Origin of the sequence: Streptomyces katrae, from assembly GCF_000717655.1 — a bacterium.
Classification (GTDB): Bacteria; Actinomycetota; Actinomycetes; order Streptomycetales; family Streptomycetaceae; genus Streptomyces; species Streptomyces katrae_B.
In genome coordinates, this window is record NZ_JNZY01000010.1 from 115,204 (window position 1) to 140,413 (window position 25,210).

The 25,210-nt window shown below is 72.6% G+C and carries 25 protein-coding genes and 1 pseudogene; 15 read left to right on the forward strand and 11 right to left on the reverse strand.

The features are described 5' to 3' along the window. Positions 1–7: 7 nt before the first annotated feature. Complete coding sequence (locus IF09_RS0114235) at positions 8–1,273, reverse strand: PucR family transcriptional regulator (RefSeq protein ID WP_051832443.1); 1,266 nt, start codon at positions 1,271–1,273, stop codon at positions 8–10. Between the two features lie 385 nt (positions 1,274–1,658). Here IF09_RS0114235 and IF09_RS0114240 point away from each other — a divergent pair. From IF09_RS0114240 to IF09_RS48475, 8 genes and pseudogenes are all read left to right on the forward strand, one after another. After that, positions 1,659–1,880: pseudogene (locus IF09_RS0114240) on the forward strand (helix-turn-helix domain-containing protein); the annotation flags it as partial. 226 nt (positions 1,881–2,106) lie between these two features. Continuing rightward, the gene (locus IF09_RS0114245; protein ID WP_030295549.1) at positions 2,107–2,511 is read left to right on the forward strand and encodes a hypothetical protein; all 405 of its coding nucleotides are present in this window, start codon (positions 2,107–2,109) and stop codon (positions 2,509–2,511) included. Beyond that, positions 2,508–3,293 carry a hypothetical protein gene (locus IF09_RS0114250; protein WP_030295550.1) on the forward strand — a complete coding sequence of 262 codons (786 nt, stop codon included), beginning with the start codon at positions 2,508–2,510 and terminating at the stop codon, positions 3,291–3,293. Before IF09_RS0114245 ends, IF09_RS0114250 begins: the two co-directional genes overlap by 4 nt. Positions 3,294–3,373: 80 nt before the next feature. Then, on the forward strand, positions 3,374–3,799 hold the full coding sequence (locus IF09_RS0114255; protein WP_030295551.1) for a roadblock/LC7 domain-containing protein: 426 nt from the start codon (positions 3,374–3,376) through the stop codon (positions 3,797–3,799). A 92-nt stretch (positions 3,800–3,891) separates the two neighbouring features. Beyond that, a complete protein-coding gene (locus IF09_RS0114260) occupies positions 3,892–4,266 on the forward strand; it encodes a hypothetical protein (protein WP_030295553.1) in 375 nt (124 codons plus the stop codon). Positions 4,267–4,445: 179 nt separating this feature from the next. After that, positions 4,446–8,024, forward strand: coding sequence for a bifunctional glycosyltransferase/CDP-glycerol:glycerophosphate glycerophosphotransferase (locus IF09_RS0114265; RefSeq protein ID WP_030295555.1), 3,579 nt, complete (start codon positions 4,446–4,448; stop codon positions 8,022–8,024). 137 nt (positions 8,025–8,161) lie between these two features. After that, positions 8,162–8,644: a VOC family protein gene (locus IF09_RS0114270; protein ID WP_030295557.1), complete on the forward strand. Its 483-nt coding sequence runs from the start codon at positions 8,162–8,164 to the stop codon at positions 8,642–8,644. A 115-nt stretch (positions 8,645–8,759) separates the two neighbouring features. Then, positions 8,760–9,020 (forward strand): DUF2071 domain-containing protein, encoded by a 261-nt coding sequence (locus IF09_RS48475; protein ID WP_158709964.1) that lies wholly within the window; start codon positions 8,760–8,762, stop codon positions 9,018–9,020. 88 nt (positions 9,021–9,108) lie between these two features. Here the strand turns inward: IF09_RS48475 and IF09_RS0114275 are convergent, their stop codons facing one another. Beyond that, positions 9,109–9,939, reverse strand: coding sequence for a hypothetical protein (locus tag IF09_RS0114275; protein WP_030295558.1), 831 nt, complete (start codon positions 9,937–9,939; stop codon positions 9,109–9,111). A 642-nt stretch (positions 9,940–10,581) separates the two neighbouring features. Between IF09_RS0114275 and IF09_RS0114280 the strand changes: the two genes are divergently transcribed. Then, a complete protein-coding gene (locus IF09_RS0114280; RefSeq protein WP_030295560.1) occupies positions 10,582–11,583 on the forward strand; it encodes an AraC family transcriptional regulator in 1,002 nt (333 codons plus the stop codon). 7 nt (positions 11,584–11,590) lie between these two features. Here the strand turns inward: IF09_RS0114280 and IF09_RS48480 are convergent, their stop codons facing one another. From IF09_RS48480 to IF09_RS0114290, 3 genes are all read right to left on the reverse strand, one after another. Beyond that, entirely contained in the window at positions 11,591–11,926 is a 336-nt protein-coding gene (locus tag IF09_RS48480; RefSeq protein ID WP_418953051.1) for a hypothetical protein, read from the reverse strand. Beyond that, positions 11,923–12,753 (reverse strand): IS701 family transposase, encoded by an 831-nt coding sequence (locus IF09_RS40215; protein WP_418953052.1) that lies wholly within the window; start codon positions 12,751–12,753, stop codon positions 11,923–11,925. Before IF09_RS40215 ends, IF09_RS48480 begins: the two co-directional genes overlap by 4 nt. A gap of 65 nt (positions 12,754–12,818) precedes the next feature. After that, positions 12,819–13,559 (reverse strand): SIR2 family NAD-dependent protein deacylase, encoded by a 741-nt coding sequence (locus tag IF09_RS0114290; protein ID WP_030295562.1) that lies wholly within the window; start codon positions 13,557–13,559, stop codon positions 12,819–12,821. A 149-nt stretch (positions 13,560–13,708) separates the two neighbouring features. Between IF09_RS0114290 and IF09_RS0114295 the strand changes: the two genes are divergently transcribed. Both IF09_RS0114295 and IF09_RS0114300 read left to right on the forward strand, forming a co-directional pair. Beyond that, complete coding sequence (locus IF09_RS0114295; RefSeq protein ID WP_030295564.1) at positions 13,709–14,134, forward strand: hypothetical protein; 426 nt, start codon at positions 13,709–13,711, stop codon at positions 14,132–14,134. Positions 14,135–14,166: 32 nt separating this feature from the next. Next, positions 14,167–15,027, forward strand: a complete 861-nt coding sequence (locus tag IF09_RS0114300) for a GNAT family N-acetyltransferase (RefSeq protein ID WP_030295571.1) — start codon at positions 14,167–14,169, stop codon at positions 15,025–15,027. Positions 15,028–15,148: 121 nt separating this feature from the next. Here the strand turns inward: IF09_RS0114300 and IF09_RS0114305 are convergent, their stop codons facing one another. From IF09_RS0114305 to IF09_RS0114315, 3 genes are all read right to left on the reverse strand, one after another. Continuing rightward, on the reverse strand, positions 15,149–15,592 hold the full coding sequence (locus IF09_RS0114305; protein WP_030295572.1) for an SSI family serine proteinase inhibitor: 444 nt from the start codon (positions 15,590–15,592) through the stop codon (positions 15,149–15,151). A 236-nt stretch (positions 15,593–15,828) separates the two neighbouring features. Further along, positions 15,829–16,290: a cyclic nucleotide-binding domain-containing protein gene (locus IF09_RS0114310; protein ID WP_030295574.1), complete on the reverse strand. Its 462-nt coding sequence runs from the start codon at positions 16,288–16,290 to the stop codon at positions 15,829–15,831. 119 nt (positions 16,291–16,409) lie between these two features. Then, positions 16,410–16,712, reverse strand: a complete 303-nt coding sequence (locus IF09_RS0114315; RefSeq protein WP_030295576.1) for a hypothetical protein — start codon at positions 16,710–16,712, stop codon at positions 16,410–16,412. Positions 16,713–16,986: 274 nt separating this feature from the next. On the opposite strand from IF09_RS0114315, the gene IF09_RS0114320 reads away from it, so the two are divergent. Continuing rightward, positions 16,987–18,897, forward strand: coding sequence for a glycoside hydrolase family 5 protein (locus IF09_RS0114320; protein WP_030295578.1), 1,911 nt, complete (start codon positions 16,987–16,989; stop codon positions 18,895–18,897). Between the two features lie 44 nt (positions 18,898–18,941). Here IF09_RS0114320 and IF09_RS0114325 read toward each other — a convergent pair whose 3' ends face one another. Beyond that, entirely contained in the window at positions 18,942–19,634 is a 693-nt protein-coding gene (locus tag IF09_RS0114325; RefSeq protein WP_030295580.1) for an HAD family hydrolase, read from the reverse strand. Positions 19,635–19,807: 173 nt separating this feature from the next. On the opposite strand from IF09_RS0114325, the gene IF09_RS0114330 reads away from it, so the two are divergent. Next, a complete protein-coding gene (locus IF09_RS0114330) occupies positions 19,808–22,609 on the forward strand; it encodes a LamG-like jellyroll fold domain-containing protein (protein WP_078613246.1) in 2,802 nt (933 codons plus the stop codon). A 102-nt stretch (positions 22,610–22,711) separates the two neighbouring features. Here IF09_RS0114330 and IF09_RS0114335 read toward each other — a convergent pair whose 3' ends face one another. Next, a complete protein-coding gene (locus IF09_RS0114335; protein ID WP_030295584.1) occupies positions 22,712–23,128 on the reverse strand; it encodes a DUF3224 domain-containing protein in 417 nt (138 codons plus the stop codon). A gap of 117 nt (positions 23,129–23,245) precedes the next feature. Here IF09_RS0114335 and IF09_RS0114340 point away from each other — a divergent pair, with 117 nt between their 5' ends. Then, entirely contained in the window at positions 23,246–24,226 is a 981-nt protein-coding gene (locus IF09_RS0114340) for a helix-turn-helix transcriptional regulator (RefSeq protein WP_030295586.1), read from the forward strand. Between the two features lie 314 nt (positions 24,227–24,540). Beyond that, positions 24,541–24,711, forward strand: a complete 171-nt coding sequence (locus IF09_RS45605; protein WP_158709965.1) for a hypothetical protein — start codon at positions 24,541–24,543, stop codon at positions 24,709–24,711. A 17-nt stretch (positions 24,712–24,728) separates the two neighbouring features. Here IF09_RS45605 and IF09_RS0114350 read toward each other — a convergent pair whose 3' ends face one another. Continuing rightward, positions 24,729–25,190, reverse strand: a complete 462-nt coding sequence (locus tag IF09_RS0114350) for a hypothetical protein (RefSeq protein ID WP_051832444.1) — start codon at positions 25,188–25,190, stop codon at positions 24,729–24,731. Positions 25,191–25,210: the final 20 nt, after the last annotated feature.

Below are 25,210 nucleotides of genomic sequence, written 5' to 3' on the forward strand. Positions count from 1 at the left end.
CGCGAGGTCAGTTGCCGCGGCGCGGGGTGCGGCCGGCCGGCTTCGGGCCCGCTGCGGCCGGCTCGCCCGCGGCCCGCTGGAGCACCGCCGCATGGGCCAGAGCCAGCTCCACCACGTGCGCCGGGTCGGAGAGCGTGCGACCGGTCAGCTGCTCGAGTCGCCGCAGCCGGTTCGAGACCGTGTTGCGGTGGCAGTACAGCCGCTGGGCGGCGTACGTCGTCGAGCCCTGGCAGGTCAGCCAGGTGCCCAGCGTGTTCAGCAGCACCCGGCGGTCCTCCGCGGGCAGCGCCAGCACCGGTCCCAGCACCACCTGCCGCAGCCGGCCCGCGAGTTCGGCCTGGGAGGCGACCAGTGCCGTCGCCAGCCGCTCGTCCAGCAGGGCGGTGCACGGACCGCCGGACGCCGGGACGGTGCGCAGCGCCAGCGCGGCCAGCCAGCGCGCCCGGGCCAGGTCGCCGGGGGTCTCCACGACCGGACTGACCCCGGCCCGGGCTCCGAGCGGGCCGAGCAGCTCCCGTACGGAGTCCAGCGGATGGTGGCCCAGCTCCACCAGGCCGGTCTCCCCGTCGGCGCGGATCCGCCACAGCACGCGCAGGCCGCTCGGGGCGGGCTCGGCGCCGGGCCGGCCGGGGCCGCCCGGATCGGCGGAGCCGCGCGAACCGCCGGAGCCGCCGGAGTTGCCCGAGCCGAGTACGACGACCGCGAACCGGCCGCGCTCGGACAGTCCCAGCTGAGCCGCCGCCTCCGAGACCGCGGGCCCGTCGGGCGGACCCGCGCCGTCGAGCAGCGCGTCCAGGAGGGCCGCCCGGCGCTCCCGGTCGCGATCGCTGCGTGCGGCCTCCGTACGGCGGTAGGCGTCGGCCACCGCGTCCGTCAGCTGGTCCAGTACGTCCCACAGCACGGCCGCGGCCGGCAGCAGCCGGGGCAGCGCCTCCGGGTCGTGCGCGGCCACGGCCTCGGTGACGGCCTGCCACACCAGCCGGCCGCCGCGCCGGTAGGTGCGCAGCAGCGAGGCGAGCGGCAGGCCCTGTTCGGCGCGGAGCGTACCGGTGGCCCGGGCATCCGCGAGCTCCACGGGCAGCCCGCGGATGCCGAGGACCAGGCCCTCGACGGCCTGCCGCAGGTTGCGGTGGATCCGCTCGCGCAGCTCTGCCCGGCCGAGCAGGGCGGCGTACGCGGGGTCCTCGGCCAGCGTCCGGTCGGCGAGCCGGTCCGCCGTCACCGCTATCCGGCGCGACAGGTCCTCTCGTATCTCCTCGATGATCCGCTCCATGACGGGCAGAGTGACACGTGGGAGGGGTCGCAGGGGAGGGCCGGGACCGTACCGCATCCGCTGGCGTGTCCGAATCACTGCACGGGGAGTGGCCAACGGGGGCGCTCCGCATACCGGGCGCCGCCTCCCGGAGCGCCCCGCGCACTGGCTGTCGTGCCGGTGGGGGAGTACCGGTACGACGCGCGGAGGGCACCGTGGAGATGACCGGGGGCTCGGGCGGCGGCATCCGATGGCCGGCGGAGTGCGGTGTTTGCGCGGGTGTGGGGGGAGCGGACCCGAAGCGTGGTGATCTTATGCCCGGAACTGCGCGAGTCAGCTGGGATTGCGGGCGGTAAGAGACTTTTATGGGGGTGCCAGGACTCGTACCGGAGCAGGGGGAGTATTCATGGGCACCGACGGCAGCCAGAAGGAAAGCGCACCCACCCTGATCGGTTCCGTGCAGCGCGCGCTGCGCCTCGTCGAGGCGATGTACGCCGAGGGCGGAGCGACGGCGAAACGGCTGGCGCGGGTCACCGGCATCCCGCTGCCCACCGTGTACCACTTGCTGCGCACCCTCACCCACGAGGGATACGTGGAGCGCGAGGGCGGCGCGTTCCGGCTCGCGGAGCATCTTCCGCTCGCTTCGTGAGCCCGTGCGCCCTTGCGTGACCGGCGCCGGTGATCAACATTCGTGATCAGAAGGCGACGGGTTCCGGCCAAGCTGGCGCGTGGTTCTGTGCATGTTCCCGCGGAAAATGCCAGAAGCCCCTTCCGTGCTGTGGAACGTGAGTAAGTTCCCTCCTGTCGCGCCGTAGACCGTGCACTTCGCACGTCTGGCCGGGAGGGGAGCCCGCGTGCCCGGGATCGACGAATGCCTGCTCGAAGCCATGGCCCTGCCTGGTGCGCGGGGGGCCGCGCTGGTCGACTGGAGCAGCGGACTGGCCCTCGGCACCGCCGGGGACTCGCCCGTCGGCGACCACGAGACCACCGCTGCCGAGACCGCCGAGCTGGCCCGGGCGGCCGCCGAGTACGAGTCCTTCGCCCAGCCGGCCGCGGACGCCGCCGGGGGCGAGCCCGCGGGCCAGCCGGTGGAGGACCTGATCGTCACCACCCGGACCGGCTACCACGTGCTCCGCTTCGTCGAGACCAGCTTCGACAGCAGCGTCTTCCTCCACCTCTGGCTGGACCGCACCGACGGCAACCTCGCCCTCGCCCGGCACAGACTCCGCGCCCTCGCCGAGGGGCTGGTCCTGAGATGACCGGCACCCAGGTGGGCGGCCTCGCCGCCGTCTCCCCCCTGCTCACCCGTCTCGCCGCCGAGCGCGCCACCGGCGCCCTGCTCCGCGACCGCGGCACCCTCTTCCTGGAGGACGGCCGCATCGTCCACGCCGAGAGCCCGGCCACCCCCGGCCTCGACGTACTCCTCACCACCGGCGGCGGCCTCGCGCCCGAGCGCTGGCGCGAGGCGGTGGACCGCGCCGGCGCCCGCCGCCAGGTCGCCCGCTTCCTCGTCGACAGCGGGGGCCTCGCCGGCGGCGAACTGGAGATCTGCCATCTCGCCGCGATATTCGACGCCGCCTTCTTCGCCCTGTCCCCGGGCACAGGGCCCTCCCGGTTCCGGCGCGGGGCCACCCACTGGATCGGGTCCGTCCGCTCCGTCCCGGCCGCCGCCGTCGAGCGGGAGACCCGGCGCCGGCGGGAGCTGCTCGACGCCGTGTGGCCGTACCCGCTGCTGGACACCTCCCCCGTGGTGCCGCGGGCCGCCGCCCCCGGCCAGACCGTCACCGCGCGCCAGCGGACCCTGCTGGCCCAGGCGGACGGCGTACGGACCCCCGCGGACCTCGCGTGGGTGCTGGGCCGGCCGGCGTTCCACACGCTGCTCGACGTACGGCGCCTCGCGGCGGCCGGACTGGTCGAGACCCCGCACGCGCCGGTCCTGACACCGGTCGAAACACCCCTGCCCGACTGGATGACCCAGACCCAATCCCCGGACGTGGCGCTGCTTCGCCGGTTACGCGACGCACTGGAGGCAAGCCTGTGAGGCTCCCGCTGCGACCGGCTCTGCGCTCCGAGCGCGCCGACCGCTCCGAGCGGAGGCAGCCCGAAAGGAGAAAGGCCGACATGAGCACGGCGATGGTGCCCCCCGAGGCCGAGGCCGACATACTCGCCGAGCTCCGCAGGCTGCGCGCCCGGGTCCCCCAGCTCACCGGCGCCCTCGCCGGCAGCGCCGACGGCCTGGTCCTCGCGCAGGACAGCGCCGCCACCGAGGTGGAGTCCGTCGCCGCACTGACCGCGGCCGCCCTCGGCGTGGCCCAGCGGCTCAGCGACTGCACGGGCCAGGGCGGATTCCGCGAGCTGCTGATACGCGGCGAACACGGATACGTGGCCACCTACGCGGCCGGGGACGCGGCCGTCCTCACCCTGATCGCGGAGCCCCGCGTCAACGTCGGCCGGCTCCATCTGGAGGCCCGCCGCTCCAGCCTCCGGATAGCGGAGCTCATCGACCACGTCCTCGGGCGCCGCGGCCCCGAGATCCCGTCGGCCTGAGCCGCACCGGCGCACCACACCCCGTACCCACCACCGACAGACCGCAGAAACCAGACACCGTAGAAACGGTAGAAGAAGAAGGAGGGCCCCTCATGGCCAACGTGGAGACCGCACTCAAGGAATGCACCGCCACCATCGACGGCGCGATCGGCGCCGCCCTGGTCGACTACGACAGCGGCATGGCCCTCGGCACCATCGGCGGCGGCAAGGAGCTCGACCTCCAGGTGGCCGCTGCGGGCAACACCGACGTGGTCCGCGCCAAGGTCCGCACCATGGACATGCTCGGCCTGAAGGAGGAGATCGAGGACATCCTGATCACCCTCGGCAGCCAGTACCACCTCATCCGGCTGCTGAAGGGCCGCGGGTCCAAGGGCTTCTTCCTGTACCTCGCGCTCGACCGGGGCCGGGCCAACCTCGCGATGGCCCGGCACCAGCTCAAGAAGATCGAGGCGGAGCTCGAAGTCTGAGCAAACGTTCGGTCCGACCCCGACGCAGAGGTGGCGGGCGGCTGAATTCTTTGCCGTCCGCCCCGGGGAACAAGGGTCATATGTCCAGGATGGGGGGACTTTATCATCCCGTTACCGAGTAGGATGCTGTCATCACCTGATCATCGAAATAGCTTAAAACGCTGGAGAACCCGCCACCCATGCCCCCGCGCCTGAGCATCGTCGTCCCCGTCTACAACGTCGAGCTCTACCTCGACGAGTGCCTGGAGTCCATTGCCGCCCAGACGTTCGCTGATTTCGAGTGCATCCTCGTCGACGACGGGTCCACCGACACCAGCGCCGTCATCGCCAAGGCCTTCGCCGCGCGGGACAAGCGTTTCCGAGTCGTCATGCAGGACAATGCCGGACTCGGTGCCGCCCGCAACGTCGGCGCCCGCCACGCCTCCAAGGACAGCGAGTACCTGGCGTTCGTCGACAGTGACGACACCATGCCGGACTACGCCTACGAGCGCCTGATCGCCGCCCTCGACGAGACCGGCTCGGACTTCGCCGGCGGCAACGTGAAGCGTTTCCGCTCCGTCGGCATGCAGCAGTCCTGGGGCCACCGGGCCGCCTTCGCCAAGACGCAGCTGAAGACCCACATCTCCAAGTTCCCGGCGCTGGTCACCGACCGCACCGCGTGGAACAAGGTCTACCGGCGCAGCTTCTGGGACGAGCACGGCTTCCAGTACCCGGAGGGCATCCTCTACGAGGACGCCCCAGTCAGCATCCCCGCGCACTACTTCGCGTCCAGCGTCGACGTCATCAGCGACTGCGTCTACCACTGGCGCGTCCGCGAGACCGGCGAGCGCTCGATCACCCAGCGCTCCACCGACCCGGTCTCCCTGATCGACCGCGTCACCTCCGTCCGCCTGGTCCGCGAGGCCCTCAAGGCCAAGGAGGGCGCCAAGTACGTCCGTTACCTGCGCGACTACGACTACAACGTGCTGAGCGAGGAGCTCCCGCTCATCTACAAGTACGTCGGAGAGGGCGGCGCCGACTTCCGGGCCGCCTTCGTCAAGGAGGTCGGCGGGCTCGTCCGCGAGATCGGCACCGGCCCCTGGTCCGCGCTGACCGTCGCCGACCGCCTCAAGGCGTACCTGGCCCGCGAAGGCCGCGTCGAGGACTTCATCGCCCTCACGCAGCACCAGAGCGACTACTCCTACAGCGTCCCCGTCAAGGGGCTGGCCCGCCCGCAGGCCGACTACCCCTTCCTGCACGGCCGCCCGCCGGTCCCGGCCAAGATCCTCACCCTCGGCCCGCGCGAGCGCCGCGTCGTCAGCCGCCTCGAGCAGGCCGTCTGGAGCGACGGCAAGCTGCTGCTGCGCGGCTACGCGCTGCCCGGCCACCTCGGCGCCGAGAGCCGCCTCGGCTCGCGCAAGGTGCTGGTCTTCCGTGAGGGGGGCAAGCGCCGCCGCACCGTCGTCAGCACCCGTACGGTCGCCTCCCCGATGGCCACCGTGAACTCCCCGCACCTCGCCCTGCGGCACGCCGACTGGGCCGGCTTCACCGCCGTCGTCGACCCCACCGTCTTCCAGTCGGGCGGCAAGTGGAACGACGGCATATGGACCACGTCCATCGCCGTCACCGGCGCCGGCGGCCTGCACCGCGCCCGCCTCAAGGGCGGCGAGTCCGACACCGGCCAGAACCCGCCCGCCCACTGGGTGGCCCCGGACGTCCGGATCGTCCCGAACTCCACCGGCGCCCTCACCATCCAGGTGGAGGTCGTCCGGGCCCGCGCCCTGGACGTCCGCCCCGCCGGTGACGACGCCGTCGAGGTGGCCGGCGAGCTCGCCGCCGAGATCGGCGCCGACGCGACCCTGCGCGCCGAGCACGTCTCCACCGGCACCGTCCTCACCTTCCCGCTCGAGACCGCCGCCGGCGGCGCCGGGCGGATCCCGTTCACCGTGCGCGTACCGCTGGCCGAGCTGGCCGCCGTACCGGACACCGCGTGCGAGCCCGGCGAGTGGAGCCCCGAGCCCTGGAGCCTGACCGTCGTCGGCGCCGACGGCTCCGACCACCGTCTCGTGCACGACGAGCGCGGCGGCTTCGCCGGCCTGGTCGTGCCCCTGACCGGTGGGGGAACCGGCCGCGCCCTCTTCGCCAAGCGCGGCAACACCGGACACCTGACCCTCTCGGTGCAGCCCTCGCCGCCGCTGGTCGACTCGGTCGCCACCCAGGACGGCACCGTCACGCTGAAGGGCCGCTTCGTCGCCCCGGCCGACGAGCCGTACGAGCTGGTCCTGCACGACGCGCACGGCACCGAGTTCAGCTACCCCGTCACCCGCGACGGCGACCGCTTCGAGGCCTCGTTCGAGCCGGTGCTCCCCGAGGCCTACGCCGGCCGCACCACGCTGCCCCAGGGCCGCTGGTGGCCCACCCTGCGCCCGCTCGCCCAGGGCGGCACCACCGCGGGCCTGCTCGGCGTCGACCGGGGCGCCCCGGTGCAGTTCGCGCCCACCGCCCTGCACGCCGGGCCGCACGCCCTCACCGTCCAGGGCCGCCGGATGCGGGTCGAGGCCCGCTTCTACGACCGCATGGTGCTCGTCGCCGACCCGCTGCTCAGCCCGCACGACCGCTCCCGGTACGCCCAGCGCGTGACCCGGTACGAGACCTATCCGGCGCAGCGCGCCCTGCCGGTCAAGGACATCGTCGTCTACGACACCTTCCAGGGGAACGGCGCGGGCGACTCGCCCCGCGCCATCCACGAGGAGCTGCTGCGCCGCGGGGAGAAGCTGGACCACGTCTGGCTCGTCCGCGACGGCCGCGCCGAGGTCCCCGCGACCGCCCGCGCCGTGCAGTACGACAGCGTCGAGGCCTGGGAGGTCCTGGCCCGGGCCCGCTACTACGTCGTGAACGACAACGTGCCGCGGCGCTTCCAGCGCCGCGCCGGCCAGATCGTCGTCCAGACCTGGCACGGGACGCCGATCAAGGAGATCGGCCACGACTTCATCCACGACTACTACACGAGCCCCGAGATCCTCGAGGGGCTGGAGCACGACAGCGCCCAGTGGTCGCTGCTCGCCTCCCCGAGCTCGTACGCGACGCCCCTGCTCAAGCGCGCCCTCGGCTACCAGGGCGAGGTCATCGAGTCCGGCAGCCCGCGTGCGGACGCGCTCGTCAAGCCCGACGCGCAGCGGATCGCCGAGGTCCGCCGCCGGCTCGGCCTGCCCGAGGGCAAGAAGGTCGTCCTCTACATGCCGACCTGGCGCGAGAACCGCGAGGGGTGGTCGGGCGGCTACAAGCTCGACCTGCAGATCGACCTGGACGCCGCGCGGCGCGAGCTCGGCGAGGACCACGTCCTGCTGGTCCGCGGCCACCACCACGTGACCGAGCAGGTCCGGGACAACGTGCGCGACGGCTTCGTCGTCGACGTGTCCCGCTGGCCCGACGCGACGGACCTGCTGCTCGTCGCGGACGTGCTGATCTCGGACTACTCCTCGGCGCTGTTCGACTTCGCGCTCACCGACCGGCCGATCCTGCTCTTCACGTACGACCTGGAGCACTACCGGACCACGCTGCGCGGCTTCAACTTCGACCTGGCGGAGAAGGCCCCCGGCCCGCTGCTGGCGGACTCGGCGAGCCTGATCGAGGCCGTGCGGGGCGCGGACGCGATCGGGGCGGAGTACAAGGAGGCGCGGGCCGCGTTCCGTGCCGAGTTCTGCGACCTGGACGACGGCGGCGCCGCCGCGCGCGTCGTCGACCGGATGCTCTCGATGGCGGCCAAGCCCGCGGTGTAAGCCGTTCGGGTGCATTCAGGACGCATTGCAGACCGGCCCCGGGCCCACCGATGAATTTCGGGCCCGGGGCCGGTCTGTATAGGAGCGGGAGGGTGAACCGCCCTTCCGCTTCGACCGGCACACGCCTGGAGGCAGTCATGACGAGCAACGGTTTCACCACGTGCCTGTGGTTCGACGGCGAGGCCGAGGCCGCCGCCGACTACTACGTGTCGCTGTTCAAGGGCGGCAAGCTCGGCCGGGTCGCCCGCTACCCCGAGACCGGGCCGGGCCAGACGGGTGCGGTGATGACCGTCGAGTTCGAGATCAACGGCCAGAGGTTCGTCGGCCTCAACGGAGGCCCCCAGTTCACCTTCAGCGAGGCGATCTCCTTCCAGATCGACTGCGACGACCAGGCCGAGGCCGACCACTACTACGACGCACTGACGAAGGACGGCGGCGAGGAATCCGCCTGCGGCTGGGTCAAGGACAAGTTCGGGGTGTCCTGGCAGGTCATCCCGGCCGGGTTCACCGAACTGGTCGCCGACCCGGACCCGGAGCGGGCCGCCCGCGCCATGGCGGCCATGATGAAGATGAAGAGGCTCGACCTCGCCGAACTCCGCCGGGCGGCCGACGCGAGCTAGTGCCGCATCAGGCAACGTTCGCCCTGTCGTGACGCGCCGTCCGGAGTGCAGGTCCGGGCGGTAAGCGCCCGCCATGCTGTCCTCGTGGCTGAGCGTGTGCGGGTGCGTGAGATCGATGCGCTCCTCGCAGGCCGAGGCCGCCCGCCCCCTCGGTCACTGGCTCACCAACCGCTTCCACGCCTATTCCGCACGTATGGGCCTCCTGTGGCGCACCCCCGTCCGGCACGAGCCTTGGCCACTGGTCCACGCGACGACGGTGGCTCTCACGCAGACCCTCACCCGGGCCGCCGGCCTACCCGACCCCGAAACAGAGCCGACAACCCACACGTCCCCCTGCCTCGGACCGGTCAGACTCGGCCCGGCCCGACCCGCCTGAGCCACCTGGGCAGGCCGGCGTCACCTGGCCGCCAAGCCCTAGATCCAGGAGTGCGTCTTTGAGCCCGGTCAGGATCGGCCCGACCGAGTCAGCGGGAATCCGTTGCGTCGTCCTCGTCCGGGCCGGGAGCTGCCGTGCCGACGGCGGCATGGCGGGCGGCTCGTTCCGCGCGGAGTTCTTCGGCGACCTCGTAGGCACGGCCCGGGTCGTAGACGGTGACCGAAGTGCCAGGGCTGTACATCGCGGATGCCCGGGGCGTGTACCCATAGCTCTCGACGCGGCGCCGGGCGGCTATGCCGTCGACCTCGCCGATGGGTACCCGCCACAGCTCGGCGGTGTGGGACGGGGTCCACCACTCGTCCGGACGCACGAAGTCTCGCTTGACGTCCGTCCGACGCTCCACCGACACCTGGGCCGGGGCGAGTTGCTCGGTCAACCAGCTGGTCAGCGCCTGTGCATCGACCCGAGAGAGCGGTGCGAAGGTCGCCGGTTCGCACTCCACCGTCTCGTCGCGGGTATGCAGCATCACCTTGATCGACTGTCGCTGCCCGAGACTGAGTCGCTCGATGACGACGACTCGCTGCAGATCAGCCATCGCCATGGTCGACGAACGCAGAAAGCGGGCGATGACGACCTGGGCCGGAGTTCCCCGGGGGCGGAACTCGACCCACCGCACCGTCGTGGACACCGTGACGCACACCCCGGCCACGATGAGCAGGATCATTCCGACGACCGTGAGCGCCAGGAAGACCCACAGAAGGCCCCAGGCGACGGAACTCCCCGAGATCACGGCGCCCAGCAGAACGCCCAGCAGCAGGGGGGCGGCGACCACCGCCGGGACCACGATGCTCGCGCCGAAGTCGAACGCCAGCTGGCGGACCCGGCTGGGGACGAACAGCAGCCGCCATCCGTCCGTCACGGGTAACACAACTTTCGCCAGCTGGCCAGAACGCTGAGATCTCATGGCTCAAAGGTAGGACCGTGCAAAGGAGTTCGTAAGGCCCCTGCGAGCCGCACCTTCTCGAGCAGGGCACCGGCACCGGACGTTCGCCTGGCAGGCCCGCCGGGCGGCCGGCTCTCTCCTGACGGGGGGCGGGCCCACCACGCCTCACCCTCGTGCGAGCGGTTGCGAAGCGCCCGCTCCAACGTCTCGACCACCACCGCGTGAGGCAGCGCGGGCGGATTCTCGAAGCGCAGATGAGAGTGCATCCCACGAGGCTACGGGCCTGCGACCACGGCGAGACCAGGGCAAACGTCGCCTGATGGGGCACTGGAACCGGTCTGGACGGCCTGGTCCCGGCACTGAGCTGACGCCGCCCGAAACCCCCGTCCTCGGGCGGCGTCAGCTCAGTGCCGGGACCGCGAGAGGCCCCCGGTCGCGGGCGGGGGCTCCGGTTTCCCGTCCCCTCACCGCCCCTCCTGCGCCCACTCTGCCAAGCCCCGGAGCACCGCGCATTGGCCTGGCGTACACAGTGTCTTGACGGAGAGTCGCCCCGCCGCCCGCGCCCGGGGCCCCGGCTGTTGTTGCGCGGGCCGCCACGGCAGGTGTAAACCCGTGATCATGCTGCCCGAGAGAACGTTCCGCAGTGCGGAACTAGCGCCCGCCGACCGTTTCGAGAGCTGGCGGGCCCTGATGTCGGAGACGCATGCGCCCATGGAGATGCGCAGTGAGCACGCCGCCGACTTCTGGGTGAACCAGCGCGTCATCTCGCTCGGCGGGATCACGGTCTATCCGATGGAATGCCGTCCCCTGACCTTCCAGCGCACACCGAAGCTGATAGCGAGGTCGGACCCCGAGGCCTTCCACCTCTCGCTGATCAAACGCGGGGCGGGAGCGGTAACGCTGGGCAAGGACACCGTGGTGCACGGTGTGTTCGACATCCACACCAGTGACACGTCACGGCCGTTCGAGATCAGTTCCGGCCCGCATTCCGTCGAGATCATCGGGGTCGAGGTACCCAAGGCGCTGCTGCCGCTGCCCCCGCACACCGCTGGCCGGGTCATCGGCAAGCGCATCTCGGCCCGGGAGGGAATGGGGGCCCTGCTGGCCACCTTCCTCGACCAGGTGACCAAAGACAGCCGGTCCTACCGGCCGGCCGAGGGCCCGCGCCTGAGCGGCGTACTGGCCGATCTCGTCGCCTCGCTCTTCGCCGGCGTCCTCGAAGCGGACCGGTCTTTGACCCCGGAGACGCACCGGCGCGCCCTGGCGCTCCGCGTGATGGCCTTCATCCGGGACAACGCCGACGATCCGCTGCTGGACGTCCCCGCGATCGCCGCCGCCCACCACATCTCCGTCAGCTATCTCCACCGGGTGTTCCAGCAGGAGGGGGACGGGGCGACGGTGGCGGCCTTCCTTCAGGGCCAGCGGCTCGCGCGGGCGCGCCAGGACCTGGCGGACCCGCTGCACCAGGAGGTGCCCGTGCACGTCATCGGCGCCCGGCGGGGCTTCCGGCACGCGTCCGCGTTCAGCCGGGCGTTCCGCGAGGCCTACGGCCTGCCGCCCGCGGCCTTCCGCGGGCAGGCCCGGGCGGAAGACCTGGCCGGGGCGGACGCCTCCCAGTAGTGCTTCGTCAAGTTGTGGATCTGCTGTCGGTCAGGGGGCGGCCGCGGGTGGTGCAGGTGCCGGTCCAGCACCTCAGCAGGTCCTGGAGCACGTCCAGGACCTGGTAGAGGGTCAGGCCGGCGTATGTGCTTTTGGGTCGACCCGTCGCAGGGTGAGGAAGGCCTGGGTGGCAGGTCATCCAGTAGCCGGTCGGCTCGTCCGCTCCTGCGGGCTGTTCGACCAGCAGGGTTCGCAGCGGCAGGACCCCGTTCCACTGGTTGCGTCCACCGGCCTTTTCCTGGGCGGTCCGGCAGGCTTCCTTGCCCGACGGACGCACTTCCAGGACAGCGAAACGCGAGGTCATCGCACTCTTGCTGCCCTGGCGCCAGGTGATCCCCTCAAAACAGGTGCCGGCATCGATGAAGCCCGGCAGGGACTGGGCCGCCTCGCGGTAGCGGGGCAGCGTGGGCGGCCCCAGCCCGCCGTAAGCGATCTGGAACGGCTCGGCGGTGGCAGGCCGTGCGGGACCTCTTTGGGATCGACCGCCATCACGTAGGACCAGCCGCGTTCCTCCAGCGCGAGCCGGAATGCGACGCTGCGGCCGTAGCCGGCATCGGCCACGATGACCGGCACCTGCGGCACCCAGGTGGCGAGGCGGTCGAGCAGGCCCAGAGCCAGACGGGTCTTCGACGCATGCCCGATCTCTTCGGGCACCCCGGCCCTACGCCGCCGGCCCTCGTCCGCCGTCCAGTCCTCGGGCAGGAACAACTCCCACTCCAACGGGCAGGACGCGAGGTCGGTGACCGCGTGGACGCTGACTGCGACCTGGCAGTTGGCCGTCTTGCCCAACGCGCCGCACTCCTGCCGGGCCACTCCCGCCGATGCCGTCCCGCACTGGGGGAACGACACGTCGTCGACCACCCACGCCTCGGGACGGACAGCTTCCGTCAGCCGTTCGGCGATCCGCCGCCGCACCGGCAGCGGATCCCACGGCGACTGATTCGCGAACTGTTGCAAGGCCTGCATGTTCCCGTCCGGCAACCGCTCGGCCATCGACTGGATCGACTTACGCCGCCCGTCCAGCATCAAACCCCGCAGACAACACTCGCCCCACCGGCGCTGATCCCGCCGCGGAAGCGAAGCGAACACATCGGCAACGAACTCCGCCAACTCGCCCCGGAGTCGTTCCACCTCCCCCAAGCCTCACAACCGGAAGATGCCCACCACCACGCGAGATCACCCGACGTAACGAAGCACTACCATGCCGGGCCGAGCTCGCCGATCCGGGCCAGCAGCGCCGGGAGGGCCGTCCCGATCGGCGAGCGGATCACCTCGTCGGCGAGCGGATCGTACGGGGTCTCCTCGGCGTTCACGATGATCAGGCGGGCTCCCGCCTCGGCGGCCATCCCGGCCAGCGAGGCGGCGGGCTGCACCTGGAGGGTGGTCCCGACGGCGATGAAGACATGACAGCCCTTGGCCACGGCCACGGCCTGCCCCAGCACCTCGGGATCGAGCCGCTCACCGAACATCACGGTCGCCGACTTGAGGATCCCGCCGCAGACCAGACAGGCCGGATCCGGCTCACCGGCGGCGACCCGGGCCAGCGTCTCGTCCATCCCCGACCGGGCATGGCAGGCCGTGCAGACCACCGCCCGCGCCGTCCCGTGCAGTTCGAACACCTTGCGCGGCGGCATCCCGGCGAGCTGGTGCAGCCCGTCCACGTTCTGCGTGATCACCCGGACCGGTGTCCCGCCGCGCTCCAGCGCGGCCACGGCCAGATGCGCGGCATTCGGCTGCGCCCCGAGGGCGCCGACCTCGGCGCGCATCTGCCATGAGCGGCGCCGGATCTCCGGATCCGCCATGTAGTACTCGTACGTCACGAGCTTCTCGGCCTCGGGATCCCGGCGCCACAACCCCTGCGGCCCCCGGTAGTCCGGAATCCCGGAGTCGGTGGACATCCCCGCCCCACTGAGCACTGCGACAAGCGGCTTCCCCATGCCCCGACCCTACGTACGTCCGGTACGGGACCGCGACCGGATTAACTTCGTCCGAGAGGGTCGTTTCTGCGGTGAATCCCTGCCCCCACAGGAGTGAGATACGCGGCCCACCCCGGCCCGCGGAGACCCCCGGTGGTTACACATCCCGCATGAAGATCATGCCGTACAGCCTCGGTGCCCTGCTGCTGCCCCTGCTCGCGCTGCCGGCCCCGACCCCCGCCGTCGCCGACCCCGCCCCCGTCGTCGCCCGCCACCGGCACGACGCCGCCGAGATCAGTGCCTTCCTCGCCTCCTTCTACGGCCATCACGGGCCTTCCCCGCACGACCGCGACCAGCGCGTCTCGCAGCAGCTCAAGGAGAAGCAGGCGCACCACCCGCACTCCGACGTACTGCTCTGCGCCCAGAACGAGCCCTGGGACATCGCCATCGGCGCGGTCACCGTCGCCCAGTCGGCCGGTGTCGGCTGGGCCACCGTCACCACCCACTGGAGCGCGGACAGCACCGACACGTTCACCGCGTACGTGCGTCTCGACTCCCGGCCGATCAAGCTCGACGACGTGATCTGCGCGGGCTGACCCTCCGTACGCCGTCTGGTACAACACCGGGCATGACGGGATTCGAGATCACCGGCGCGAGCGCCGCCGACATGGAAATGATCCGTACCTGGGCCGACGGGGAAGGCTGGAACCCGGGCGACTCCGACCGGTTCGCGTTCGCGGTCGCCGATCCGGCCGGCTTCCTCGTCGGCCGGGTCGACGGTGAACCGGTGGCCTGCATCTCGGCCGTGCGGTACGGGTCGGCCTTCGGGTTCATCGGTTTCTACATCGCCCGCCCGGCCGTCCGCGGGCAGGGTTACGGGATCCGGCTGTGGCACGCCGGGATGGAGCGGCTCGACGGGCGGCTCGTCGGCCTGGACGGGGTGGTCGACCAGCAGGACAACTACCGCAAGTCCGGGTTCCGTCCGGCCTGGAACAACGTCCGGTACGAGGGCGTCCCGCGGGTGAACGGCTCGAGCGCGGCCGCGGCCGCGGCCGGGGTCGAGGTGGTCGACGCCGGCTCGCTCCCCTTCGGGCAGCTGGCCGCCTACGACCGCCGGTTCTTCCCCGCCTCGCGCGACGCCTTCCTGTCCGCCTGGACCGGCCTGCCCGGCCGGACCGCCCTCGCCGCCGTCCGCGAGGGGCGGCTCGAGGGCCTCGGGGTGATCCGCCCGTGCAGCGGGGCCTCCCGGATCGGCCCGCTCTACGCCTCCACCCCGGGCATCGCGGCGGCCCTGCTGCAGCGGCTCGCGGAGCACACCCCCGACGGGGCGGTCGCCGTGGACGTGCCCGACGCCAATCCGGCGGCCACCGCCCTGCTGGCCGGCCTGGGGCTGGCCCCCTCCTTCGAGGCCGCCCGGATGTACACCGGGCCCGCCCCGGAGGTCGAGGTGGCGGGAATGTACGGGGTGACGAGCCTCGAACTGGGCTGACCGGCCGACGGACTGACGGGCCGACGGAGCGACGGGCCGACGGGCCGACGGGGCGCGAGGGTGAGGCGGGATGCCGGGCGGCGGTCGCACGACGCCGCCCGGCCGGTCGCGTCGTGCCGGGTCAGAAGCCGAACAGGGCGCCGCTGGTGTGCCGCAGCCCGCAGGGGTTGCCGAAGGTGTACGAGTAGTGCATCCGGCGGCCCTGCCACACCCCGTCGGCCCTGACCGTCATCGGGTTCCACTCCCTGGTGCAGTCGACGCCGGCGCCCGGTGCCGCGACGGCGTCCAACTCGTGTGAATTCGCCCGCAGTTCGGCACAGGCAGCGGCCGGGGACGGGTGCGTCCCGCCCGGGGTCGGCGCACAGACGAGCGTCACCGCGCGCAGCACCGTGCCGTACGTGGTGTCCTCCCCGGCCGTGATGCTCAGGACGAGGGCGGACGGCGCGTACAGGCTCTCCGCACCGGACGGTGCGGCGTCGGCAGCTCCGGGCCAGGCCAGGGCCGTGAGGGCGGTGAGCGCCATGGCGGCGGAACCGAGGCCGAGACCCTTTGCGATGGACCGCATTTCGAACTCCCTTTGAGTGGTTGCTTCGGATAGCGGACAGGAGTCTTGCCGACACGGACCGTGAACGCCCGTTCGTACCCCCATTTTTCGTCACCGATCGTGAGCGAATGTATGCAGACGGCAGCGGCGTGAAGGTGCTGACCTGTGGGGGAGCAGGCCGCCGAATCGGCCGAACACACGCGCTGAAACATTCCGGGAGCGGGTCCGGACCGGCTCCCGGGAGCGGATTTCGGGTACTAGCGGGTCGTCGAGATGCGCGGGGCGTAGAGGTCGATGAGGCGGGTGCGGGTCTGCTGGAGCCGGAGCGCGAGCACCCGTCCGACCCAGTGGCCGATGGCAGAGCCGAAGGCGGGGTCGGCGTCCATCAGCATCCGTACGGCGGTCGCGTCGAACTCGTACGAGCGCACCGGGGTCATCGCCTCCGCGCTGAGCTGCCACACGTACGGCGGGAAGAGCCAGGACCAGCCCACCAGTTCGCCGGGGCCGAGGTTCTCGACGGGGGCGGGCCGGCGGCCGGGCAGGGGGACCTGGAGCGTCACCGTGCCGGAGCGCACGATCCAGAAGGCCTCGGTGCGGCCGCCCTCCTCGAAGATCGTCGCGCCTTCGGGGAAGTTGACCTCACGGGCCTGTGACATCAGCCGCCCCCGGTGTTCGGCGGAGAGGACGGCGGCGATTCGGATGGGGGAAGGTGTGCTCACGACGGCCTCCGATCAGGGCCCCCCGCTACCCCCAGTGTCGCCGACACCCGGACGAATGCGGGCGCGGCGCATCACCCGGTTGTCCGATCACCCCACAGGCGGCCCTGCACGCGCCGGGGTCAGTCCTCGGCGCCGGCCTCCAGGCAGGCCAGCTCCATCGCGTCGAGGACCGCCTCGTGGCTGCGCCGGCTCAGCTCCGCCACGTTCTCGATCTGCGCCGTCGCCCAGGCCGCCAGGGTCATGACCAGCACGCGCAGCCCGTCGGTGCCGTGCTCGGCCAGGATCGCGTCGGCGACGATCATCGCGTCCTCGGGAACCTGCTCCGGTGGCTCCAGCCCGGCGAGACCGCGCAGCATGGTGAGGGTGCGGCGGGAGATCTCCGGCGTCATCCTCGCCAGCCGCAGGTCCTCTTCTTCGTCCATCTGCCCCACCCTTCCGTGCGTTCCCGTCCCCCTCAGGGGCACGGTAGGCGCTGAGGGCCCCGCGCGGGGTGGTTTCGCCAGGGTGGCCGCACGTAAGGGCTTCCCGCACCGCTGCCCGCCCCGTCCTTGCGACCGGCGCCGGGGTCGGCGGGGCGCCGGCCGGAAAGTCGGCGCTCGTTTGGGTTCCCTGCTCGGCGACCGGCCGGTAACTTGGCCGCGGCATCCGTCCGTTGCGGCCGATCGGCCCGGACGGCCCGACCGTGGCAGGAGCGACATGAAGAGCCTCGTCCGCGCGCTGTCCGGCGCCCTCCTGCTGCTGGCGGGAGTCCTGCCGGCGGTGGCCGCTCCGCTGCCCGCCGCGGCCGCGCCGGCCGCTCCCGCCGGGGAGGCGTGGACCCCGCCGCTGTCCACCCGCGGCCGCTACATCGTCGACGCGGACGGCAACCGGTTCCGCCTGCGCTCCGGCAACTGGGACGGCGCCCAGGGTTCCTGGAGCGGCTCCGGCGACCGGAACGACCCCGCCACCCACCACAGCGGCCAGAACTCCAACGGCATACCGATCGGCCTGGACCGGGTGCCGCTGCCCGCCCTGCTGGCCGACTTCCGGGCCCTCGGCCTCAACAGCATCCGGCTGCCCTTCTCCAACGAGATGCTGCGCACCACCGCCCCCGTCCCGGACGCGGCCGTCGCCGCCAACCCGGCGCTGCGCGGCCGCACCCCGCTCCAGGTCTACGACGCCGTCGTCACGGCGCTCACCGGCGCCGGTTTCGCCGTCATCCTCAACAACCACACCGTCACCACCCGCTGGTGCTGCGGGCTCGACGGCAACGAGCGCTGGAACAGCGGCCGGTCCACCGCCCAGTGGGCCGACGACTGGGTGTTCCTGGCCCGCCGCTACCGCGACAACCCGCGCGTGGTCGGCGCCGACCTGTACAACGAGGTCCGCCGCGACTTCCTCGACGACCCCAACTGGGGGCTCGGCGACAACCACGACTGGCAGGCCGCCGCCCAGGAGGCCGGCGACCGGATCCTCGCCGAAGCCAATCCGAACCTGCTCATCGTGGTCGAGGGCATCAACTGGACCGGCATCCCCCTGGACGGCCTCCCGCACGGCCGTCCCACCCTCACCCCCGTACGCACCCTGTCCCACACGCTCGTGGTCTCCGACAAGCTCGTGTACTCGGCCCACTTCTACGGGTACACCGGACCCCGGCACAGCGGCGCGACCGGCATGGGCGAGACCCATGACCTCCGCTACCAGGACATGAGCCGGGCCCAGTTCGAGCAGACCCTCTACGACCAGGCCTTCTACGTATCATCCGAGACCGGCACCCACTTCACGGCCCCCGTCTGGATCAGCGAGTTCGGCATCGGCGCCGACGAGAGCGGCGCCGCACCGCGCGCCTGGTTCCGGAACCTCACCGGCCATCTGGCCGCCGTCGACGCCGACTTCGCGTACTGGCCGCTCGTCGGCTGGAGCACCACCGCCCAGGGCGCCCCTGGTGGCGACACCTGGGCGATGCTCCGCTACGACTCCTCCGGCCGCCGGTCCGGCGTACTGGACGCGGCCGACTGGCGTACGCAGCCGTGGACCGCCCTCTCCGCCACCGCCGGGCGCACCGGACAGGTCCCCGCCACCCCGGCCTGGTACCAGCTGACCACCGACCACCGCGACCACAACGCCTCACTGCGCACGCGCGCCACCGGCGACTGGGACAGCGGGGCCCGCAAGGCGGTCTGCCCCGACGGCGCCCGCCTCGCCGGACTCGGGCACACGGGCGGCCGCGGCCTGTGCACCACCTCCGATCTGCGCGCCGCGAGCGGCGGGCACACCGTGGTCCGCGACGAGGCGTACGTCCCGGCGGGCGGCGACTGGGCGACCGGATACACGAAGTTCCAGTGCCCGGCCGGCCAGTTCCTGACCGGGTACAGCCTGCGCGGCGAGCGGGTGTCGGCGGCCCTGTGCGCGCCGTCCCGGGCGGCCCTGCCCGCCGGCGGCCGCACGCTCTGGTTCGACCGCGGCGACAACCGGCCCCCGGGCGCCCCCGGCGGAGAGTTCGCGTACGGCGACTACAAGGGCCAGTGCCTGCCGACCGAGTACGCGGCGGGCATCGCCTTCACCACCCGCGCGGCCTCCCGCCCGGGCCCGGCGGCCCTCCTGTGCCGCCCCCTGCCGTCCGCCTGACCCGTCCGTCCGCCTGACCCGTCCGTCCGCGAGGTCGGGCGCCGTCAGCGACCGCCGTTGTCGGCAACGGCTACGGCAACGGCGCCGGCCAGCAAGCCCGGGAGGTCGCGCATGTCGGTGAAGACGACGGTGCCCGGGCCTGCGAGGTGGGACGCCGGCGTCAGACCGCCCGCGTACCCGAACGAGCGCATGCCCGCCGCGCGGGCCGCCTCGACGCCCGGGCGGCTGTCCTCGACCACCGCGCAGGCCGAGGGGCGGACGCCCATGCGCTGCGCGGCGTACAGGAAGACGTCCGGGGCGGGCTTGCCGCGGGCGACCTCGGTGGCGCTGTGGATGCGGCCCGCGAAGCGCTCGTAGAGGCCGGTGCGGCCGAGGGTGTGCTGCATCTTCTCGTGGCTTCCGCTGGAGGCGACGCAGGTCGGCAGGGTGATCGCGGCGAGCGCCTCCGGCAGGCCTTCGACAGGGGTGAGCCCGGCGTCCACCGCTTCCGTGTGCATCTGTGCGAAGCGCTCCTCCCACTCCCGGGCGGCCTCCGCGCCGAGGCGCTCGGCGACCAGCTCCCGGTTCGAGGCGCTGGAGCGGCCGATGAACAGGCTGATCGCCTCGTCCTCGGTGAGCGGCCAGCCGAACTCCGCGCCGAGGGCGACGTTCACGCGGGTCGCGATCCGCTCGGTGTCGACGAGGACCCCGTCGCAGTCGAATATGACGAGCTCGAACGGTTCGGTGGAAGTGATCATGACGGCAGGATAGGCGGGCGGGCAGGACGCGGATCCGGAAATTTGGCATCCGATGCGTCAAGTGTGCTGAACGGGTGCGCAAAGGGGCCTAGGGTGCGCCCGTACGCACGGTCGCGAACGGCTGTACGGCTGTTTTCGGCCACCACCGCACAGTGAACCGAACTGGGGGGCTCATGCGTAGATCCAGAGGGCTGGCGGCCGCTCTCGCCCTGTCCCTGGCCGGCACCGGCGCAGGGATCGGCCTCGGCCTCGTCCCGCAGGCGGCGGCCATCACCCCGCCCGTGGCCTTCACCGCCGACGCGCTGTCCACCTGGCAGCCCAACGGCGTCGTCTGGGCCCTCGCCGAGGCGGACGGCACGGTGTTCGTCGGCGGCACGTTCTCCGCCGTACGACCTCCCGACGGCGCCGGCGGCAGCGAGCAGCCGGCGGTGAACTTCGCCGCACTCGACGCCGCGACCGGCGCCCCGACCTCCTGCAACCTCTCCTTCACGGTCGCCGGCGGCACCGCCACCGTCCGCGCCCTCACCCTCTCGCCGGACAAGAAGACCCTGTACGCGGGCGGCTACTTCGGGGCCGTCAACGGCACCCCGGTCTCCAGCCTCGCCTCCGTCGACGTGGCGACCTGCACCGTCAAGGCCTCCTTCCGGCCGGCCTTCGCGGCCACCGTGCGCGCCCTGGCCGTCACGAACGACACCGTCTACGCGGGCGGCGACTTCCTCACCGTCGCCGGCCAGCCGCGCGAGCGCTTCGCCGCCGTCGACGCGGCCGACGGCGCGCTGCGGCCCTTCACGGCCGACGCCGACGAGCCGGGCCGCGCCGTCGAGGTCACCCCCGACGGCAACAACGTGGTCCTCGGCGGGGACTTCTTCACCGTCAACGGTACGAACACGCACGCGCTGGCCGTCGTCGACTCCACCAGCGGCGCGCTCACCAAGACGTACCCCGGCTTCATCGAGACCAATTCCGTCGTCAAGGACATCGCGACCGACGCGACTGGCTTCTACACCGCCAACGAAGGCACCGGCGGCGGTGTCTTCGACGGCCGGATCGCGCTCAACCTCGGCGACTTCAACCAGCGCTGGCGCGACACCTGCCTCGGCGCCACCCAGGCCGTGCTCCCGTACCGGAACGTGTTGTACAGCGCCTCGCACGCGCACGACTGCTCCAGCGTCGGCGAGTACCCGGACGGCCAGCGCCACCACCTGCTCGCGCAGCCGACCACCAGCGTCGGCAAGCTGGGCTGGGCCCCCGACACCAACGACGGCATCGGCGAGGGCATCGGCCCGCGGGTGATGGCGGTCGGCTCCAAGGGCGGCGTCCAGTACCTGTGGGTCGGCGGCGAGTTCACCACCGTCAACGGCGCCGCGCAGCAGAGCCTGACGCGGTTCGCGTCCACCGGGGACACGGGTGCGCCCACCGTCCCCGTCGCGACCGCGGCGAGCTTCAAACCCGGCGAGGTGCAGGTGCGCTGGCGCACCAGCCTCGACCTGGACGACAGCGCACTGACGTACCGGGTCTACCGCAACGGCGCGGCCACGCCGGTTGCCACCGTCACGGCCGACTCGCTGTTCTTCAAACGCCCACAGGCCTCCTGGACCGACACCACCGTCACCGCGGGCCAGTCGTACACCTACCGGGTGACGGCAACCGACGCGGCCGGAAACACCAGCGCCCTGTCGGCGACCGCGAGCGTGACCGTCCCGACCTCGGTCGACGCCTACCCGAACCAGGTCCGTACGGACGGCGCCCAGCTGTTCTGGCGCTACGACGACTCGGCCCTGCCGAACGTCGCCGACTCCTCGGGCAGCGGCAACCAGAACGGCGTGCACCTGAACGCCCCCGCCCTGCGCCAGACGCCCGGCGCGGTCTCGGGGGCGAGCACGGCGATCGGCTTCAACGGCACGGACACCCGGGTGTACGGGGACCTGCGCCAGAGCATCGGCAGCAGCTACACCATCGAGACCTGGTTCAGGACGAACACCACCCGGGGCGGCAAACTCCTCGGTTTCGGCAACAACCAGGTGCGCGGCAGCAACCAGTACGACAAGCACCTCTACATGACCAATGACGGGCGCATCGTCTTCGGCGTCTACACCGGTGCCACCCGCACCGTCACGACCGGCGCCGCGTACAACGACGACAAGTGGCACCATGTGGTCGCCACCCAGGGGCCGGGCGGCATGGTCCTCTACGTGGACGGCGCCCAGAAGGGCACCCTCGCGGTCACCACGCACGAGAACTACGCCGGCTACTGGCACGCCGGCGGCGACAGCCTCGGCGGCTGGCCCGACCGTCCGACCAGCGAGTTCTGGTCCGGCCGGCTCGACGAGACCGCCGTCTACCCGAGCGTCCTCAGCGCGGCGCAGGTCCAGAACCACTACGCGCTGGCCACCGCCCCGGCCGACCCGGTCGTCCAGGTGGCGGCCGCCGAGGACGCGTACGCCAACGCGGGTGCCCCGGACGGGAATTACGGGACCTCGTCCTCGCTCGCCGTGCGGGGGTCCTCGCTGTACACGAGCTACCTGCGCTTCGACCTGCCCGTCGCACCCGCGGGCACGGTGCTCAAGTCGGCCTCGCTGAGCGTGAAGACGAGCACGATGAGCGGTGCCGGTACGGCGGACACCGTCTCGGTCGTCCCGGTCACCGGCAGCTGGACCGAGGGAGGGACCACCTACAGCAACCGCCCCGCCACGGGCACTGCGGCCCTCGGCAGCTTCGCCGGCGTCCCGGACGGCTCGGCGGTGCACACCACCGGCCTGTCCACGGCCGCCCTCTCGGGCGCGCTCGGCACGAGCTACAGCCTGGGGCTGACCAGCCCCGGTACGGACGCCCTGTGTGATCGCAAGGCGGAGGTGGGGGTCCCCCCGCCGAAGGCAGGGGGAGGAGGCGACGCTCGCGTCGTCGACCGACGACAACGCGGCGAGCGCGCGTGCCAGGCCCCGCCGGCCAGACGGGACTTTGACGACACCCGCTAGGGGCGTCGTCAACGGAGCGTCGTCCGCCCGTGAGGGGGCGCGGACCGTTGCGGTCCGCGCCCCCTCCGTCATACGGCGCCGCCCTGACCTGCCCGGCCCTGCCTAGGCCACCGTGTAGGTGAACTCGTACGGGACGGACGCGTCGCCCTTGCGGTACGTGAACGAGCCGGAGCCCGACAGCCCGGCCAGCTCGCCCGTCGCGGAGCCGGGGACCACCTCGAACGTGCACCGGGTGCCGGCGGCGTCGAACGTGCCGCGCTGCTCCATGACGAACGTGCCCTCGCGGCCGTCGACGGTGCCCGACAGCAGCTCCATGCCGGTGTAGGAGCCGGCGCCCTCCTCGATGTACGTGAAGGTGTAGCCGGCGCTGGTCGCCCCGGCCTCGATCCCGCCCGCGAAGGAGTTGACGACCGTGGAGCGGGCGAGCCGCGGGGTCGACCCGGCCGAACCGATCGGCTGCTCCTCCCAGTCGGCGAACGTGAAACGGCCGGTGGTACGGGCGGTGGTACGGGCGGGCATGGGCGGACCTCCTGGTTCACGGCCGGGCGGGCTCGGTCCCTCCGGCGTGAGAACAGCCTCTCCGGTATACCTGACACCCTCCGTCAGGAATCCGGGAGTCCCGGACACAATGGCCCCATGCGCGCCGACCGGCTCCTCTCCCTGCTCCTCCTGCTGCAGAACCGCGGCCGGATGACCGCACCCGAACTGGCCGCCGAGCTCGAGGTGTCGGTCCGCACCGTCTACCGGGACGTCGAGGCGCTCGGCGCCTCCGGGGTCCCGGTCCTCGCCGACCGCGGTCCCGCCGGCGGCTACCGGCTGATGGACGGCTACCGCACCCGGCTCACCGGCCTCACCGACGCCCAGGCCGGGTCCCTCTTCCTGGCCGGTGCGCCCGGTCCCGCGCAGGAGCTGGGCCTCGGCGCCGATCTGGCCGCCGCCCAGCTCAAGCTCCAGGCTGCGCTGCCCGCCGCACTCGCCGACCGGGCCCGCAGGCTCCAGGACCGCTTCCACCTGGACGCCCCGGCCTGGTTCCGCGACGCCGACCCCGTCCCGCACCTCGCACAGATCGCCCAGGCGGTCTGGGACCAGCACGTCCTGCTCACCCACTACCGCCGCTGGAGCGGCGCGGAGCGGGCCGGGAGCCCGCTGCACCCCCTCGGCCTCGTCCTCAAGGGCGGCATCTGGTACCTGGTGGCGCAGGCCGGCGACGGGCGCGTCCGCAGCTACCGGGTCTCGCGGTTCCTGGCCGTGGACACCGCGGACGAGGAGTTCGAGCGCCCGGCCGGCTTCGAACTCGCCGCGTACTGGGCGGAGTCCGCCCGCCGGATGGAGGAGGCGACCCGGCAGGGGACCGCCCGGCTGCTGCTGTCCCCGCGCGGCCGCAGGCTGCTGCCGATGCAGTTCGGCGCCGCCGGTGCACGGGCGCTCGCCGACGCCGTCCCGGCCGACCCCGCGGACCCGGACGGCTGGATCCGCGTCGACCTCGAGGTCGAATCCCAGGCCGTCGCCGTCGGCGACCTGCTCCGGCTCGGTGCCGAGGCCGAGGTACTCGGCCCGCCCGAGCTCCGGCAGGCCCTCGCCGACACGGTCGCCGCGCTGGCCGAGCGCTACGGCTGAATCCCCTGGTGTCCCGGCCGGCCGGGCGGTGACGACCCGACGATGACGACTGCGACGCAGAAGGGAGTACTGCGCCCGGGTCAGGGTGGGGGGCCGTACATGACCGGCAAGAAGGGGTACCCGGACGGGGACGGTCCTGCGCGAGGTGCGCGAGGTGCGCGACGGTGATCTGGCGCCCGCGGTGTCCGGGCCGCCGCAGGAGCGCGAGGTGACGTGCGTGATCGGGTGCGCGCACCGGAAGGCGCGGCCTCGTCAGGCACGCGCTCGCCGAACTGGCGCAGCCGGAGCCCGTCCGCCCGCTGTACGGCGCGGCCGTGGCCGGCAATGCGGGATGGCTGCGCGTGAGGGCGATGTGCGGGTTCACGGTCACGGGCCGCACCCGGGAGTTCGCCCGAGCCCGCGGCGAAGAGGTCGACCCGGTCCTGCTCACCCTCGACCAGGGCGTCGCTCTCGGCGGGGGCACGGTCGTGGCCGGTCGGCCGTAGGCACGGCGCCGGGGCGGTCAGCGCAGGGGTTCGACCTCCAGGAAGCGGCGGCGGCGGGGGCCCCGGTAGAGCAGGCAGACCCAGCCGAGGGGCTCCAGCGCGGCCGCGCAGGCCGTCAGGCGCTCCTGCTCGGCCTCGGCCGCGCCGCCGCCCGGCGGGCCGAGCCAGGTCACGTGCACGGTTCCGGACCCGGACGGGCCGGGCTCCACCCGGTATCCCGTCCGCGTACGACGCCCCTCCGCGTCCACCGCCGACGGCGTGATGCCCGCCGCCTCCAGTACGAGGGCCACCGCGCGCGGCATCTGCCGCAGCTCCCACGGGGCGGGAACCGCCGTCCCCGCCGGGCCGTTCACCAGGCGGCGGATCTGCAGCAGACCCTCGTACGCCGTGCGGACGCCGGCCTCCCGCGCTGCCGTGGCGGGCCGTTCCGGTCCGTCGCCGGTCGCGGGCTCGAAGCCTTGCCCGGGTGCCGTCACCACCCACCGCCCTCCCTCGGTCT